The organism is Burkholderia crassaminum (genome assembly GCF_964265005.1).
In the GTDB taxonomy this organism is placed as follows: Bacteria; Pseudomonadota; Gammaproteobacteria; order Burkholderiales; family Burkholderiaceae; genus Burkholderia.
In genome coordinates this window covers 1849195-1866399 of the sequence record NZ_OZ183799.1, presented here as the reverse complement: position 1 = coordinate 1866399, position 17205 = coordinate 1849195, and the positions used below count along the sequence as shown (strand labels likewise).

The following is a 17205-nucleotide window of genomic DNA, read 5'->3' as shown; positions in this document are numbered from 1 at the left end:
CGCGCCTTTGTCAAAGAGCGAAAGCCATCCGGCTCGCGCTCACCCCGTTTTCTTGTCTTGCCCGGGCCGCGCCTTCGTCATGGGCGGGCGCGATCCCGTCTTCGAGCGACGCGCAGATTTCGTCCGCGCGGCGCGCCAGTACCGACAGCAGCGTGTCGGACAAACCGTGGCTGTCTTCGCAGCAGCCTTGCAGGTAGATGCGCGGCGCGAAGGTTTCGGGCGTCGCGAGCAGGTAGTCGCGCGTGACGTCGCCGCGCGTGAGTGCATCGCCCAGGTGCGGCGCGAGCCCTTCGAGCAGCGCCGAGTGCGTGTCGCGGCGGTAGCCGGTCGCCAGCACGAGCGCGTCGAAGCGTTCGACGCGCGTGGCGCCACTCATCCGGTCGCGCAGCGTCAGCTCGATGCGGCCGTCGGCGGTACGTACCGCGGCCTCGATCGCGCTGTTCGCGAGCAATGCATGACGCGGCGTGCCGTCGATGCGCTGCAGGTACAGCATTTCGTAGATCTGTTCGATCAGCGGCCGGTCGACCACCGCGTAGTTCGTGTCGCGATAGCGTTCGAGCAGCGCGCGGCGTGCGTCGTGCGGTTGCGCATAGACGACATCGGTGAATTCGGGGCTGAAGATCTCGTTGACGAACGGGCTGTCGTCGGCCGGCTTCAGCGCGCCGGCACGCATCACGAGGCTCGCATCGACGTGCGGGAAACGGCGCGCGAGATCGATGAACACCTCGGCCGCGCTCTGCCCCGCACCGATCACCGCGACACGGCGGCGCTCGCCGTCCGGCGACGCGACGAGCCGGTCGATGTCGGTCAGGTACGACGACGAATGGATCACGCGGTCGCGGCCGAGCGCGGCGAACGCGTCCGGAATCGCAGGCGTGCCGCCGACGCCGACCGACAGCGCGCGCGTGACGCGCTGGCGCTCGTGGCCGGTGGCGTCGCGCGACAGCACGCGCAGCGCGTCGATCCGGGCACCGTCGCCACGCACGGGCTCGATGCCCAGCACGGTCTCGCTGTAGTGAACGCGATCGTCGAACGCGTCGGCGACCCAGCTCAGGTAATCGTGGAATTCGACGCGCGTCGGATAGAAATTCTTCAGGTTGACGAATTCGTTCAGGCGGCCGCGTTCGAACAGGTAGTTGATGAACGTATAGCGGCTTTTCGGATCGCGCATCGTGACGAGATCCTTCAGAAACGAGATCTGCATCCGGCAGTCGTCGAGCAGCATCCCGCGATGCCAGCCGAATTCAGGCTGGCGCTCGACGAAGCAATGGGCAAACGTGCGCGCGCCGCTGCGCTCCGCGAGGCGTATCGCCAGCGCCAGATTCGACGGCCCGAAGCCGACGCCGATCAGGTCGAATACGGTTTCTCTCTGCATGTCTCAGCTCCCTTGTCGGTGAATCCGGCCCGTCAGACGTGACGGCCGGAGAAGAACGTCTCGCGCAGCGTGCGCATCCACAGCGGCTGCGCGTCGGCCAGCGCGAGACGGCGCTGCCGCGCGAAGCCATGCCGCGCGAGATGGTCGGCAACCCGCGCGTGGCCGGCCGGAACGGCACAGCCGACCGCTTCGGTACGCGGGTCGTCGAGAAACAGGTAATGAACGACGGACGGCAGCCAGCCCGCCACGCGATGCGGGCCGCGCCAGCGCGCTTCGCCGACCAGCATCCGCAACCCGCGGTCGTAGTCGCGCGCTGCGACGTGCGGCGCGAGCGCGTCTTCCTTCAGCCAGAACGCTTCGAAATACGCGAACGGTTCGCCGTCGAAGCAGCCGACCAGTGGCGTGACGTGCGGATCGGCATCGGGTGCGGCGCCTGGCGTACCGTCCGCGCCGGGCTGCGCGCCCGGCCAGCCGTCGCGCACGCGCGGCTCGTCGAACCAGCGCGCGACGAGTTGGGCGTCCTCGGCCGGCTGCCAGCCGCGCAGCGTGAAGCGCACGCCGAGCGCGGGCAGGTCGCGCGCATAGACGTCGCCGCGCGGCGCCGGCGGCCGGCGCGGGTGGCGGCGGCCGTCGGTGAACATCGGCAACGTCGCGCACGGCAGATGCGGGCCGACGAGCCACAGATCGGCCTGCTGTGCCCAGCCTTCGCGCATGCAGCGGCCGGCGTCGGCGAGCACGCCGCTCGCGCGCAGCGCATCGAGCGCGACCGCGGGCCATGCAGCCGGGTCGAGCCGGATCGCCGCGTGGCGCGCGCTGTCCGAAAACGCCGCGGCCAACGCGGCCAGCAGCGCACGCCGCTGGTCGGCCGGCGCCGCGCGATGGTTGTACGCGACGAGGCGCAGTGCGCCGTCGTCGCCGAGTTGCGCGCGCAACAGCTGCGCGCCGATGCCGTCGCCCTGCGCGACGCGGATCTCCGCGCCGTCGCGCAGGGCGAACAGGCCGTCCGCGAATGCGAGGCGGTACGTATCGAGCATCGTGAATCCGTCCGGACGCACTTCAGCCAGCATGGCGTTCCTCCTGTCCCGTTTCCGTGCGCGCATCGAGCCGCGCGCCGAGTGCCGCGAGCGTCGGCGACGCGAACAGGTCGGCGACCGTCAGCGCGTGACCGGCCCGGCCGGCCGCGTCGACGAAGCGCACGACGTCGAACGAGGTCGCGCCCGCTTCGAACAGGTCGGCATCGGGCTCGGGCGCGGCCGTCGCGAACGTGTCGGACCACAGCGCCGCGAGCGCGGCAGCCGCATGCGGTGCACGCGACGGCGTTGCAGCGCGTGCGCTGCCTTCCGCTTGCGCGCGATCCGACGCCTGCGCAACGGCCCGCTTGTCGGGCGCCCCGAGCGCGGCTTCCGACGCGCCGGCGAAGCGCGCGACTTCATCGTGGTAGACATCGACGAGCGCATCGACGAAGCCGCGCTCGAGCAGCTCGTCCGCATACGAGAACGCGGCGCTCACGCGGCCGTCCGGATGCTCGACGACGTCCAGCTCCAGCGTGAACACGACGCGGTGGCGCACATCGTCGAATCCGGCCAGCGACAGGCCGGCCCAGTCGCGCGCCGCGGCACCGGTCGGGCGCAGGTAGTTGAACATCACCTGGAACAGCGGATTGGCCTGCGCGGCACGCGGCGCGCGCAGCGCCGCGACGACGTCCGCGAACGGCACGTCGGCGTGCGCATAGGCCGCGAGCGCCGTGTCGCGCAGGTGTGCGAGCACATCCGCACGACGCGCGGCCGGGTCGATCCGCGTGCGCACGACCACCGAATTGATGAAGAGGCCGAGCGCCTCGCGGGCGGCGTCACCCGTCAGCTCGCGCGTCGACGCGAGCACGCCGACCGGCTGGTCGGCCGCACCCGTCGCGCGGAACAGCGCGGTGTTGAGCGCCGCGTGCAGCAACATCGGCAGCGTCGCGTGCGCGGCCGATGCCGTGTCGCGTGCGGCGCGGATCAGCGAAGCGTCGAATTCGAACGCGATGCGGGCCGCGCGCCATTGCGGCACGGCCGGCGCGTCCGCGCGCTGCGGCAGCACGCGCGCCGGCAGGTCGGCCAGCGCATCGCGCCAGTACGCAACGCGGGACGGATGGCACGGCGCGGGGAGCACGAGCGGGACGGCCAGTTGGGTGGCCGGTTGCACGGCCTCTTCGGCCGGCACGTCACCGCCCTGCACGCGGGCGACATAGCGCGCACGAACCGCATCGAGCCACAGCTCGATCGATTCGCCATCCGACACGATGTGATGAATCGTCACCGACAGCACGTGATCGTCCGCACCAAGCCGCAGCACCCGCGCGCGCCACAGCGGCGCGTCGGCCGCGAGGTCGAACGGCGCGAGTGCATCCTCGTCGGTCAGCGCTGCGGCACGGGCGAGCGCATCGGTATGCGCCGACAGGTCGATCACCGGCAGTTCGACCTGCATCGCCGCGTCGACCCGCTGGCCCGGCAATGCGCCGTCGCGGGCGACGAGCCGCGCGCGCAGTGCCGGATGCACGGCCGCCGCATCCGCGAACGCAGCCCGCAGCGCATCGACGTCGAGCGGGCCGCGCACCCGCAGCGCGACCGGAATGTTGTACGCGGCGCTGTCCGGCTGCGCGCGCCACAGGAACCACAGGCCGAGCTGCGCCGGCGACAGCGGCCACACGCCGTGTGCGTCCGGCTTGGCCACCGCGACGCCCGGTGCCGCGGCACCGGCCTGCGCGGCGCGCGGCGCATCGGCCACCTGACGCGCGTACTGCGCGAGCACCGGCGCTTCGAACAGCGCGCGCACCGGCACGTCGCGGCCGAGCCGTTCGGCCACGCGGGTCGCGACGCGCACGGCGGCAAGCGAATGGCCGCCGAGATCGAAGAAGTGATCGCCCCGGCCCACGCGCTCGAGATTCAGCACGCCACACCAGATCGCCGCGAGCGCGGCTTCGTCGCCGTCCTGCGGCGCTTCGTACGTGCGTTCGACACGCACGGGCGCCGGCAGCCGCGCGCGGTCGACCTTGCTGTTCGCGTTGCGCGGCAGCGCGTCGAGCACGATCAGCTGTGCGGGCACCATGTAATCGGGCAGCGTACGACGCAGGTGCGCGTCGAGCGTCGCGGCTTCGACCGGCTGCGCGGCCGCCTGTGCGTCGGCGGTCAGCTCGACGTACGCGACGAGCTGCGCGAGTGCGCCCTGCCCGTGCACGACCGCGCATGCTTCGCGAACCGCGTCGTGCGCGGCAAGCTGTGCCTCGATCTCGCCGAGTTCGATGCGCAGCCCGCGCAGCTTCACCTGATGGTCGACGCGGCCGATGAAGTCGAACACGCCGTCCGCGCGACGCCGCACGAGGTCGCCCGTGCGGTACAGCCGCGCGCCCGGCGCGCCGTACGGATCGGGCACGAACCGCTCGGCGGTCAGCGCCGGGCGGTCGAGATAGCCGCGCGCGACGCCGATCCCCTCACCGCCCAGATACAGTTCGCCGATCACGCCGACCGGCAGCGGATGCAGCCGCTCGTCGAGCACATGCGCGGTGCGAGCGCCGACCAGCGTGCCGATCGGCAGGTACGCGGCGTCACCGAGCTTCACGAGATCGTCGCCGGGCCGGAACATCCACAGCGTCGGCGTGATGACGGTCTCGGTCGGGCCATAGCCGTTCACCACGCGCACGTTCGGCAGTGCGCGGCGCAGCATCGCGAACGCCTCGCGCGACGTCGCTTCGCCGCCGACGGTCAGCGAACGCAATGTCGGCGGCGCGCCGTGCGCGAGCGCCCATTCGGCGAGTTGCGCCGCGCAGCCGGGCGGCACGTAGGTCATCGTCACGCCGTCGCGGACCATCATCGCGCAGGTCTGCGCGGGCGGCCACAGCACGTCGGCCGTCACCGACACGGCGGCGCCCGACATGTATTGCGAAAACCAGCCTTCGTGCGCGCCGTCGAAGTTGACCGACTGGAACAGCAGGAACACATCCTGCTCGCCCGCGCCGTAGCGCTCGGCGATCGCCGCGCAATGCAGCGCGAACGACGCATGGTCGACGATCACGCCCTTCGGCTTGCCGGTCGAGCCCGACGTGTAGATCGCATAGGCCGCATGGCCCGGCAGCACGTCCGGCAGCACGACGTGCGCCGCTTCGTCGAGTGCATCGACCTCATCGGCGCGCCACACGCGCAGCGCCGGCAGCTCGGGCAGCGACGCGACGCTCGCGCCGTCGGTCAGCACGTGCGCGATGTTCGCGTCGCCGACGATCTGTGCGAGCCGTTCGCGCGGATGAGCCGGATCGAGCGGCACGAACGCGGCGCCCGACTTCAGTACCGCGATCAGTGCGACGAGCAGGTCGACCGAGCGCTGCAGCGCGACGCCGACCCGCATTTCCGGCCGTACGCCGGCCGCCACCAGATGGCGTGCCAGGCGGGCCGCACGCGCGTCGACTTCGCCGCGCGTGAACGCACGATCGATATCGGCAACACCGCGCGCGTCGGGCCGGGCTTGGGCATGCGCGGCGATGCGCGCATGCACGGGGACGAACGGCTCGGCATCGGTCGCACCGGCCGGCGCGTTCCATGCAAGGAGCTGCGCAAGCTCGCCGGCAGGCAGCCAGTCGAGATCGCCGACCGGCACGTCCGGGCGCACGAGCGCATCGGCGAGCAGCGTGACGAAACGCGCGGCCAGCCGTTCGATCGCGTCCGCATCGAACAGGTCGAGCGCGTAGATGAACGCGGCGTCGAACGTGCCGTCCGGCGTCGCTTCGACCGAAAGCGTCAGGTCGAATTTCGCGGAAGGCGTACCGGAGGGCAGCAACGCTGCCGACGCCGCACCGAGCGCCGGCAGCGCGCGACGCTCGCCGTACGCGGCCATTACCTGGAACAGCGGATGGTGGCTCGCGCTGCGCGACACGCCGAGCGCATCGACCACCTGTTCGAACGGCACGTCCTGGTGCATCTGCGCGTCGACGAGTGCACGCTGCGTGCGCGCGACCAGCGACGAGAAATCGCCGTGCGCGGGCACGTCGACGTCGATCGCCAGCGTGTTGACGAAGAAACCGATCAGGCCGGCGACTTCCGCGCGTTCGCGGTTCGCGGCCGGCACGCCGACGCAGATCCGCGCATCGCCCGTCGCGCGCGCCAGCAGCGCATCGAGCGCGGCGAGCAGCACCGCGAACGGCGTCGCGCCCGATGCGGCCGCGAATGCGCGCAGTTGCGCACCGATGCGCGCGTCGAGCGAGAACACATGGCGGGCGCCGCGCGCACTGCGGTGTGCGGGTCGCGCTGCCGCTCCCGGCAGCGTCAGCACGCCGCGTTGCGGATCGAGCCGTTCGCGCCAGAACGCGAGCTGGCGTTCGCGTTCGCCGGCGTCGAGCCAGCGGCGCTGCCACAGCGCGTAGTCGGCGTACTGGATCGGTAGCGGCGCGAGCGGCACCGACCGGTCGGACGCATACGTGCGATAGAACGCCGCGAGTTCCTCGAGCATCACGCCCGACGACCAGCCGTCCGACACGATGTGGTGCACGGTCAGCGCGAGCCAGTGATGCGTCGCATCGAAGCGCACCAGGTGGGCGCGGACGAGCGGCGCCACACCGAGATCGAACGGTTCGGCTTCATCGGCCGTCGCGACGGCTTTAGCGTGCGCCGTGCGCTGCGCGTCCGGCAGCGCTTCGAGACCGGTTTCGCGCCACGGGCAGCGCATCGGCGCATGGATCGTTTGCGCAACGCCGTCCTGCGCTTCGTCGAAGGTCGTACGCAATGCCTCGTGGCGCGCGATCAGCGCATCGCACGCCAGGCGCAGCGCGTGCGCGTCGAGCGGGCCCGTCAGTGCGAGGCGCTCGGTGATGTGATACGCGTCGGGCGCATCGATCAGCCGCGCATGCAGCCACAGCCGCGTCTGTGCGAACGACGCCGGCACGCGGTCGCTGCGCGGCGTGCGCGGCGGGATCGGCAGCACGCGAAAATCGATGCCGGCCGCGCCGAGCTTGTCGATGAAAACGGCGCGCTGCGCATCGGGCAGTTGCGCGAAACGCGTCGCGAGCGCGAGCCAGTCGGGTTGAACCTTCGTCATCCGTCGTCCTTATTGGGTTTCTAGTTCGCCGAGCAGCGCGTCGATCGCGCTCGCCGCATCGGTCGCGCCGCGTGCCGCGCAGGCCGCGTCGATCGCTTGCGCGCAGCGCGCCAGCGTGCGCGTGTCGAACAGCGTGCGCAGCGGCAACGCGAGCCCCCAGTGCAGGTTCGCCTGCGCGTGGGCCTGCGTCGCGAGCAGTGAATGGCCGCCGAGCAGGAAGAAGTCGCCGTCGCGACCGATCGCGTCCATGTGCAGCACGCGTTGCCAGATCTCGGCGAGCGCGTGTTCCGTGTCGGTCGCGAGTTCCACTTCGGCTGCCGTTTCGCGCACCGGCGCGGGCAGTGCATGGCGGTCGCACTTGCCGTTCGGCGTGACGGGCAACGCATCGAGTTCGATCAGCTGCGACGGCACCATGTAGGCCGGCAGTTGCGCGCGCAGCGCGTCGAGCAGCGCCGCACGGTCGAGCGGGCCCGCGTCGCCGCGCGCGACATAGCCGATCAGCTGCTCGTCGCGCACGATCACGACCGCATCGTTTATGCCGGGCGCCGCGCGCAGCAGCGCCTCGATCTCACCCGGCTCGATCCGCTGGCCGCGCAGCTTGACCTGCGTATCGACGCGGCCGAGGTAGTCGAGCGCACCGTCGGCACGCCGACGTGCGAGGTCGCCCGTGCGGTACATGCGCGCGCCCGGGACGAACGGATGGGGCACGAAGCGCTCGGCGGTCAACGCAGGACGGCCGAGATAGCCGCGCGCGAGGCCCGCGCCCGCGAGATACAGTTCGCCGGTCGCGCCGGCCGGCACCGGCTGCCACGCGGCATCGAGCACGTGCAGTTGCAGGTTCGCGATCGGATGACCGATCGGCACCGCGACCGCACGCGCGTCGTCGGGGCCGCACGTCCAGTGCGACACGTCGATCGCGGCCTCGGTCGGCCCGTACAGGTTGACGAGCGTCGCGTTCGGCAGCAGCCGCGCCATTTTCGCGACCAGCTCGGGGGCGAGTGCCTCGCCGCTCGCGACGATCAGGCGCACGCTGTCGCATTGCGCAGCGGCTGCAAAATCGTCGAGATACGCGGCGAACGCGGCGAGCATCGACGGCACGAAGTGCAGCACCGTCACGCCGTGCGCATGGATCGCGGCCGCGAGACGCGCCGGATCGCGATGGTCGCCGGGCGCGGCGATCGCGAGCTTCGCGCCGATCGCCAGCGGCCACACGAATTCCCACACCGACACGTCGAAGCCGAATGGCGTCTTGTGCAGCACGACGTCGTCGCGCGTCAGCCGGTATGCGTGCTGCATCCACGCGATCCGGTTCGCGAGCGCGCCGTGCGTGTTGCCGGCGCCCTTCGGCTTGCCGGTCGAACCGGACGTGTAGATCAGGTAGGCAAGCTGTGCGTCGTCGATCTCGGCGGCCTCTCCGCCGTCGTCGTTGTCGATTTCATCGGCGAGCAGGTCGGCAACCGTCAGCAACTGTGTTGTCGCACCGTCGCCCAGCGCGGCCTCGACCTGCTCACGCAGATGGACCTGAGTGATCGCGACGGCCGGCCGCGCGTCGCGCAGCAGATACGCGATGCGCTCGGCCGGATAGTCGGGATCGACCGGCAGGTAGGCCGCACCGCTCTTCAGCACGCCGACCAGCGCCATCACCATGTCGAACGAACGCTCGACGCACAACGCGACCGGCGTATCAGGCCGCACGCCGCGGCGACGCAGCGCGGCCGCGATGCGCGACGTACCGACGTCGAGTTCGCGATAGGTCGCGCGATGCACGCCGCCGTGAACGTCCGTGTATTCGAGCGCGATCGCGTCGGGCGTCGCCCGCGCCGCATCGGCGAATTGCAGGTGCAGCGGCTGTTGTTGCGACACCGGCCATACATGCGCGGTGTCCTGCGCCAGCGCGTCGCGGGTGATGTCATCGGCGATCGACAGCGAGCCGAGCAGCGCATCCGGCGTGCGGGCCAGCGCGTCGAGCGCGCAGGCGAACGCGCGGTGCCAGGTTTCAACCTGCCGCGCATCGACGCGCGCGGTGTCGTAGCCGTAGTCGATCGTCAGCTCGGCACCGCTCTCGATCACGAGCGTCAGCGCGAAATCGGTGGCTTCGATGCTGCGCACGCCGCTCAACGCCAGCGCGCGCGGGTCGGTGTCGCGCGCCGTGTCGTCGACCGGGTAGTTCTCGAACACGACCAGCGTGTCGAACAGTGCGCCGCCCGCACCGCGCGCCCAGCGCTGGATGTCGGCGAGCGGCGTATGCGCGTGCTCGGCGGCCGCCGCGTTCTCGCGTTGCAGCGTTTGCAGCCAGTCGGCCGCGCGTTGCTTCGGCGCCGGCGCGGTGATCACCGGCAGCGTGTTGATGAAGAGACCGAGCACCGAGTCGACGTCCGCGAGTGCGTCGGGACGGCCCGCGACGGTCGCGCCGAACGCGACGGCGGGCTGGTGCGTCATCCGCTGCAGCGCGAGCGCCCACGCGCTCTGCACCAGCGTGTTGACGGTCAGCTTCAGGGCGCGTGCCGCCTGCGCGACGCGCGTCATCGCGTCGGCATCGAGCGTCGCGCGCCACGTGAGCATCTCGGCATCCGCGCGGTCGGCCGTGCGTTCCGCGATCAGCGTCGGGGCGTCGAGTCGCGCGAGGCGTTCGGTCCAGAAGCGTTCGTCGGCGTCGCGGTCGCGCGTGCCGAGCCAGGCGATGAAGTCGCGATAACGCAGCGCCGGGCGGCTCGCAAACGGCGACACGGCGTCCGGGTCGCGATAGTCGCGCAGGACGTCCGCCAGCAGGCGCGCGGTGCTCCAGCCGTCGAGCAGCACGTGGTGACGCGTCCATACGACGCGCCATGCGTCGTCAGTCACGCGGATCAGCGTGAGCCGCATCAGCGGCGGCTCGCGCCAGTCGAAGCCGCGTGTACGATCGGCCGCGAGCCACGCGTCGAAATCGGCGTCGAGCGTGTCGCCGCGCATGCGCCAGTCGAGTTGCTCGACCGGCATCTGCGCGTGGCGATGCACGCACTGCAGCGGCGCCGCTTCATCCGGCATCACGCTCGTGCGCAGGATGTCGTGACGCGCGACGGACGCCTCGAACGCAGCTGCGAGCCGGTCGGCATCAAGCGCGGCCGCGGTCGCGACGAGCTGGTTCACGTAGCTGGCATGGCCTGGCGCGAACAGCGCATGGAACAGGATGCCCTGCTGCATCGGCGAAAGCGGATACACGTCGTCGATCGTGCGCCAGTCGAGCGGCGTGCGTTCGATTGCGGCCTGCGTGAGGCCAGCGGCCTGCGCGAGCGGGAAATCACCCGGCGTCGCACCGCCGCCGCGATGCGCAACGCGCGACGCACATGCGTCGACGAGTTCACGCAGCGCCGCCGCGAAGCGTTCGGCAAATGCGTCGATCGTCGCGCGCTCGAACTGCGGCGCACCGTAGACCCAGTGCACTTTCAGCGTGCGCGCGCCGTCGCGGTCCGTATCGAGGTACGCGTGGATCGCCAGCGTATTGCCGAGCGGGCCTTGAGGATCGCGCTCGACGCCGGTGCCGCCGAAGCGCGGCACGAGCGTTGCATCGCGCGGCGCGTCGAACTGGCCAAGATAGTTGAACGTGACACGCGGGCGCGGCACGGCGGCCAGCGCCGCGCGCGTCGCCGCATCGCCATAGTGCGCGAGCACGCCGAAGCCAAGCCCCTTGTGCGGCACCGCGCGCAGCGTGTCCTTGACCGCGCAGAGCGTGTCGCGCGCGGTGGCCGCGACGGGCAGCGTCACCGGGTAATGGCTCGTCAGCCAGCCGATCGTGCGGCTCGCATCGGCATCGTCGAACAGCGCCTCGCGGCCATGCCCTTCCAGTTCGACACGGCACGATGCGGCGCCGCTCACGCCGGCCAGCGCCAGTGCAAGCGCGGCGCCCAGCACTTCGATCGTCTGCGTGCGATAGGCCGCATGCGCATCGGTCAGCGCCGCGCGGGTCAATGCCGCGTCGATCGTCTGCACGACGACGGCCGCATCGACGTTCGTCGCCGCTGCGTCGGGATGATCGGGCACGATGTCGTCGCCCTGCGCCATGCCGGACCAGTACGCCGCTTCGGCCGCGAACGGCGATGCCGGTTCCGTCGCGGCGCGCGCGAGCCTTGCGGCCCAAGCGTCGGCGCGCAGGCCGGGCTGCGACAGACGGACCGGCGTGCGTTCGCATGCGGCGCGGTAGGCCGTGTCCAGGTCGTCGAGCAGGATGCGCCACGATACGCCGTCGACGATCGCATGGTGAATCGCCAGATAGAGCTGCGTCGAGCCGTCCGGCAAGCGTGCCGAGCATGCGCAGGCAAGCGGCCCGCGACCGAGGTCGAGACGGCGCTGCAATGCGTCGAAGCGCGTGAGCGCGTCGGTTTCGTCGCGTGCGACGACTTCGACGAACGGCAGCGCATCGTACGGCTTCGCGGCGTCGCTGGCGTGCCACGTGCCATCCGCGCCGCGCGCGAAGCGCTGGCGGAACGCGTCGTGATGCGTCAGCAATGCGTCGAACGCGCGTGCGAATGCATCCGCGTCGAACGGCCCGCGCACGTCGAACGCCACCGACTGGTTCCAGTGGCCGCGATGCGGGATGTCGAGCGCGAAGAAGCGTTGTTGCGCGGGTGTCAGGATCTGCGCTGTCAGCGGTGCGCTGGCAGCGGCCACGGCCGCAGGCTGCGCGGCGGCGGTGGCAACCACGTCCTCCGTCTTCGCAATGCGTGCGAGTTCGGCCACCGTCGGGCCGTCGAACAGCTGCTTCGGCGTGAAGCGCACGCCACGCTTGCGCGCCCGGGCGATCACCTGCAGCACGAGGATCGAATCGCCGCCGAGTTCGAAGAAGTTGTCGTCGCGGCCGACCTGCGGTGCTTTCAGCACGGCCTGCCAGACTTCGGCGAGCACCGTTTCGACCGCGCCCTGCGGCGCGTTGCCGGACGCAACCGCGACCGGCGCGGCCGCCTGCTCGCGCAACGCGGCGCGATCGATCTTGCCGTTCGCGGTCACCGGCAGGCGCGCGAGCGCGACGAACTGCGCGGGCACCATGTAGTCGGGCAGCTTCGCGGCGAGCGCCGCGCGCACGGCCGCCTCGTCGAAGTTCGCGCCGTCGCGCATCACGACGAACGTCGCGAGCCGCAAGCGGCCGTCGTGTTCGATCGCGAGTGTTTCGGCCTGTGCAATCGGGCCTGCTGCACGCACGGCCGCACTCACCTCGCCCGGTTCGACACGGTAGCCACGAATCTTCACCTGGTCGTCGATGCGGCCGAGGAACGCGAGACGGCCATCCGCGCGCAACCGGACGCGGTCGCCCGTGCGATACAGCCGCGCGCCGGGCGCAAACGGATCGGGCACGAAGCGTTCGGCGGTCTGCGCCGGGCGCCCCAGGTAGCCGCGCGCGACGCCCGGCCCGCCCAGATACAGTTCGCCGGTCGCGCCGGCCGGCACGCACGCGCCGAACGCGTCGAGCACCAGCGCGCGCGCATTCGGCAGCGGCCGACCGAGCGGCACGCCGCTCGCGGGATCGCGCGCATCGGCGGCGATCGACGCCGTGTCGCATGTGATCGCGCCGACCGTCGCTTCGGTCGGCCCGTAGTGGTTGATCACGCGGCAGGCCGGCGCAAGCGCGGCCAGCCGCGCGACGAGCGCCCACGTGAGCGTTTCGCCACCGGTCACGAGTGCGTGACGCGGCAGCACGTCGGCCGGCACGCGTGCGTCGAGCAGCGCCTGCAGGTGGCTCGGCACGATCTTCAGCACGCCGACGTCGCGGCGGCGCATCTCGTCCGCGAACGCATCCGGGTCGAACGCGCACGCTGCCGGCAGCAGGTGCAGCGTGCGGCCTGCGCACAGCGCGCCGAACAGCGTCGTGTGGCCGAGGTCGGCCGCGACGGTCGACACCATCGCGAACGACGCGTCCGGCGCGAACGCGAGTTCGTCGAGCATCCCTTGCACGTAGTCGGCCAGCGCGCCGTGCGACACGACGACGCCCTTCGGCGTGCCGGTCGAGCCCGACGTATAGATCAGGTACGCCCCCTGCTCCGGATGCGGTGCAATGCGCACGCCGGCCGCATGCGCGAGCGTCGCGTCCTGCGCGAGCGTATCGACGTCGAGCGGCTGTGCGTCGATGCCGGCCGGCCAGGCGGCGGTATCCGCGACGAGCGCCCAGCGCGCGCCGCAATCGGCTGCCGCCGCGGCCAGTCGCGCGGCCGGCTGGGCGGGATCGAGCAGCACGGCCAGCGCGCCGGCCTTCAGCGCGCCGAGCAGGCCGACGACGAAACGCGCCGAGCGTTCGATGCAGACGATGACGGACGCTTCGGCGCCCACGCCTCGCCCGGACAGCGCGCGTGCGATGCGGTTCGATGCGTCGTCCAGTTCGCCGAACGTCAGCGACGTCGACGCATCGGCGAGCGCGACGCGATGCGGATACGCGGCCGCCTGCCGCGCAAACGCGGCGACGATGTCGGCATGTTCGACCGGCAGCGCCCGGCCGTCGCGCGGCTGGCGAGAAGCGGCCGACGCGTCGCACGGCAGTACGGCCGTCGTCTGGTGCGGATCGCGTGCGGCCGCACCGACGAGCGCCGCGTAGCTGTCGAGCCACGCGCGCGCGGTGTCCGCATCGATACAGTCGGTCGCATAGGCCGCGACCAGTTCGATGCCATGCGCATCGTCGGTGAAATCCACTGCGAAGTCGAAGCGCGCGGCGAGATCGGGGCCCGGCGTCGCGACGGCCGTCGCGCCCGGCAGCACGCTGTCGTGCCGCGCGTCGAACTGCTGCGCGAATTTCACGCGCAGCCATTCGTCGCCGCGCTTGACCCGCGGCTTCACCGCGTCGACGACGCGCTCGAATGGCACGTCCTGGTGTGCGACCGCGTCGAGCGCCGCCGTGCGCGCCGCATCGACAAGCGCGCGGAACGGCAGCGTGGGCGCCACCCGCACCCGCAGCGCGACCGTATTCAGGAACAGGCCCAACAGTGCACGCGTTTCGGGGCGCTGACGGTGCGCGACCGGCACCGCGACCACGACATCCGTTGCGCCGGTCAGGCGCGACAGCCACGCGTCGAGCGCGGCCAGCAGCACCGTGAAGACGGTTGCCTGCGCATCGCGCGCGAGTTGCCGCACGTCGGCCGCGACTGCATCGGGCAGCCGCACCGACACGCGCGCACCTTGCAGCGTGCGTGCGGCGCCCGGCTGGCGATCGACCGGCAGCGCGAGCGGGCCCGGCACGTCGCGCAATACGCCGCGCCAGTAATCGAGCTGACGTTCGCCCTCGCCACCGGCCAGCATGCCGCGTTGCCAGTCCGCATAGTCCGCGTACTGGATCGGCAGGTCGGGCAGCGACGGTGCGCCGCCTTCCGCATACGCACGATAGGCCGCCGACAGTTCGTCGAACGCGCAACGCGAGCTCCAGCCGTCGGTAATCGCGTGATGGGCGGTCAGCAGCAGGCGGTGGCGGTCGCCGGCGAGCGCGACCAGCGTCGCGCGCAGCAGCGGGCCGCGCGCGAGGTCGAACGGTTCGGCCGCATCGCGCTCGGCGAGACGCGCGGCTTGCGCGTCGCGGGCGGCGGGCGGCTGGTCGCGCAGGTCGACGTCGACGATCGACACCGGCAGATGCGCATGAATCCGCTGCATCACGACGCCGTCGTCGTTGTCGACGAGCGTCGTGCGCCACGCTTCGTGGCGGCCGATCACATGATCGAGCGCGCGTTGCAGCGCGTCGCGATCGAGCGTGCCGTCGATCGTCCAGTGCGCGGCGATGTGATACGCGGCGCTCGCGTCACGTGTTTGCGCGAGCACCCAGAAACGTTGCTGTGCGAGCGACGCGGCTCGATCGACGTGCGGCGCGATCGTTGCGGCCGAATCAGCCGTCATACGGCGCGCGGTGATCGCGGCCAGCGGTTCGCCGGTTTCACGTTCCGCACGATCGACCGCTTCGGCCAGTTCGGCGAGCGCCGGATCGGCAAATAGCGTATCGAGCCGCAGGTTCACGCGTACCGCGGCGCGGATCGCGGCCTGCAACTGCATCGCGGCGAGCGAATCGGCGCCCAGCGCGAAGAAGCGGTCGTCGCGCGACGGTACGACATCGAGGCCGAGCAGCGTCTGCCAGAGGCCGGCGAGCTGCTGTTCGGTCGGCGTGCGCGGTGCGTCGCCGCCACCTTGCGCCGTGTCGCGCGCGGCGGCAATCTTCTCGCGCAGCGCGGCACGGTCAATCTTGCCGTTCAGCGTATACGGCAGCGCATCGCAACGCACGAACCGGTGCGGCTGCCATGCGGCCGGCAGTTGCGCGGCCACGTGCGCCTTGAGCGCCGCGTCGTCGGCCGCCGCGCGCAGTGCGACGCACGCGATCAGGCGCGTCGGCCCGCTGCCGGTTTCGGCGACCACGGCCGCGTCGGCCACGGCCGGATGCGAGCGCAGGCACGCGGCGATTTCAGCAGGCTCCACACGCACGCCGCGCACCTGGACCTGGTCGTCGAGGCGGCCGAGATAGTCGAATGCGCCGTCGTCGCGCAGCCGCGCGAGGTCGCCGGTGCGGTACACCCGCGCACCGGGTTCGCCATCGGCATCGGGAGTGAAACGTTCGGCCGTCAACGCCGGGCGGCCGTGATAGCCGCGCGCGACGCAAACGCCGCCAAGCAGCAATTCACCCACGCCATCGGCCTCGTCGCCATCGACACGCGCGACGCGCGGGCCGATCACGCGACCGATCGGCAACGACGCATACGCGTCGTCGGCGGCCAGCGACGGCGTCTCGCCCGGTTCGACCGGCCACAGCATCGGCGAAATGACGGCCTCGGTCGGCCCGTAACCGTTGATCAGGCGTACCGACGGGAACGTGCGGCGCACGAATTCGAACGCCTGCTGCGGCAGCGCTTCGCCGCCGAACGCGAGCACGCGCAGTGCCGGCGGCACGCCGTCGCGCGCGGCCACCGCGGCGAATTCGCGCAGGTACGCGGGCGGGAACGCGGCCACGTTTACCGATTCACGCACCATCAGCGCATGCGCGGCATCCGGCGCGAATGGCTGCGGCGGCGCCACGACGATGCTGGCACCGGTCGCGAGCGGCGCGAGCCAGCACTCGTGCGCGGCGTCGAAATTGACCGACGCGAAATGCAGCAGGCGGTCGCCGGCCTCGATCGGCAGCGCGGCCGCAAGCGCGTCGCAGTGCGCGGCGAGCGGCCCGTGTTCGACGACGACCGCCTTCGGCGTGCCGGTCGAACCCGACGTATAGATCATGTAGGCGGCCGAACGCGGGTGGACGGGCACGGCTTCGTCATCCCCGGCGATCTCCTGCCCGTCCGCCGCGTCGGCGGCCGCGTCGAACGCGTGTTCGAACGGCGCGCCGAGCGCCGCGCGGCCGGCCGCGTCGACGATCCCGTGCCGCAGCTGGGCATCCTGGACGATCCAGTCGAGGCGCGCGGCCGGATGGCGCGGATCGAGCGGCACGAACACGCCGCCCGCCTTCAGCACGGCCAGCAGCGCGACGAACAGTTCGCAAGAACGCTCGACGCACACGCCCACCCGCACTTCCGCGCCAACGCCGGCCGCGCGCAGTTGCCGGGCCAGCCGCGACGCCCGCGCGTCGAGCGCGCCGCGTGACAGGCGCAAGTCGTTCTGGAAAGGTGCCGCGATTGCGGGTGCGTCGGGCGCGATGCGCGCCAGTTCGCGGATTCGGTGATGCAGCGCAGTCGGGAAACTCGTCATGTGCGTGAAGTCCTTCGGTCCGGCCGCTTCGGCCAAGTCTCGGGGCCGCTTGGGGCGGCTTCACTGGTGTGACGAACGGCGCGGCCGATTTTTTACCGTTT

4 protein-coding genes are annotated in these 17205 nt (G+C 71.6%); all 4 read right to left on the bottom strand.

Annotated features, from left to right (window positions below):
- Window positions 1-10: 10 nt before the first annotated feature.
- Genes ACPTTF_RS08545 through ACPTTF_RS08530 form a run of 4 tightly spaced genes read right to left on the bottom strand, consistent with a single transcriptional unit; the run spans window position 11 to window position 17104 of the window.
- Window positions 11-1375, bottom strand: coding sequence for a lysine N(6)-hydroxylase/L-ornithine N(5)-oxygenase family protein (locus tag ACPTTF_RS08545; protein ID WP_166964301.1), 1365 nt, complete (start codon window positions 1373-1375; stop codon window positions 11-13).
- 32 nt (window positions 1376-1407) lie between these two features.
- A complete protein-coding gene (locus tag ACPTTF_RS08540; protein ID WP_423370879.1) occupies window positions 1408-2442 on the bottom strand; it encodes a GNAT family N-acetyltransferase in 1035 nt (344 codons plus the stop codon).
- Window positions 2432-7435, bottom strand: a complete 5004-nt coding sequence (locus tag ACPTTF_RS08535) for an amino acid adenylation domain-containing protein (RefSeq protein ID WP_423370878.1) — start codon at window positions 7433-7435, stop codon at window positions 2432-2434. Before ACPTTF_RS08535 ends, ACPTTF_RS08540 begins: the two co-directional genes overlap by 11 nt.
- A 9-nt stretch (window positions 7436-7444) precedes the next feature.
- Window positions 7445-17104 (bottom strand): amino acid adenylation domain-containing protein, encoded by a 9660-nt coding sequence (locus ACPTTF_RS08530; RefSeq protein WP_423370877.1) that lies wholly within the window; start codon window positions 17102-17104, stop codon window positions 7445-7447.
- Between the last annotated feature and the right edge of the window lie 101 nt (window positions 17105-17205).